A 996-nucleotide genomic window follows, 5' to 3' on the forward strand; every position below is an offset into this window, starting at 1 on the left:
CGGTGGGTCGGTGTCGCCGTGGAGGAGTTCGTCGGGGTGGTGGGCGTGGTTGGTTTGGGGTGGGTGGGTGCCGTCGGTCCAGGCGAGGCGGCCGTTTTCGGTGACGGTGGTGTGTTGTTGGCCGTTGGTGGCGGCGGTGTGGTCGGGGCCGCAGGCGAAGTGGAGTTTGTCGGCGTCGGTGCGGCCGCCGTTGGTCCAGTCGGGGGTGTGGTGGACTTCGCAGTGGTAGCCGGGTTCGCAGCAGTTGGGGCGGGTGCAGCCGCGGTCGCGGGCGTAGCAGATCAGGCGTTGGTCGGCGGTGGCGACGCGTTTTTGTCGGCCGAGGTAGAGGGGGCGTTTGAGGTGGTCGTCGAAGATGGCGAGGTAGTGGATGGCGGTGGCGGCTTCCAGTTCGGCGAGTGTGGTGGTGATGACGACGGTGACGGGGTGGCCGCGGTGGGTGCCGAGTTTGCCTGAGGCGATCGCGGTGGACAGGGCGAGTTTGAGTCCGTCGTGGCAGCGTTGGCCGGCGCTGCGGGTGTCTGCGCCGAGTAGTTGGGCGGCGGGGGTGTCGGGTTGGTGGCATCCGGGGCGCACGGCGGCGGTGATGGCTTCGAGGTAGGCGCGGGTCTCGGGGTCGAGTAGGCCACGCAGCCGCGACATGCCGTCAGGTCCTTGGCGGCCGAGTTGGACAAAGCGGCGCCGCGCCCGGTCGTCGTCGGTGTAGTCGCCGTCGGGGTTGAGGTGGTCGTGGATGCGTTGGCCGATGCGGGTGAGTACGTCGGCGTCGAGGTCGCGGGCGTGCCCAACGAGGGCGTGTTCGGCGTTGCTGACCGCGGCCGGCGACAGGCGCGCCGGCAGGGTGTCCAGAGCGCGGCAGAGGACGCGCAGGTGGTCTTCGCCGATGGCGCCGTCGGCCACCGCGGCGGCTACCTCGGGGAGTTCGGGGGGCAGTTTCGGTCCGGTCAGGGAGCGCCGGGGCCGGATGCGGGCACCTTGGCGGAAGCGGCGGGTGAT

At 71.0% G+C, this 996-nt stretch carries 1 protein-coding gene; it reads right to left on the bottom strand.

Going from position 1 to position 996, the window contains the following annotated elements; all coding sequences use genetic code 11:
• Positions 1–996: DUF222 domain-containing protein (locus A5643_RS01780; RefSeq protein WP_066851347.1), on the bottom strand; the 996-nt coding region annotated here is incomplete at both ends.

Origin of the sequence: Mycobacterium sp. 1274756.6, assembly GCF_001668625.1 — a bacterium.
Lineage (GTDB): Bacteria > Actinomycetota > Actinomycetes > Mycobacteriales > Mycobacteriaceae > Mycobacterium.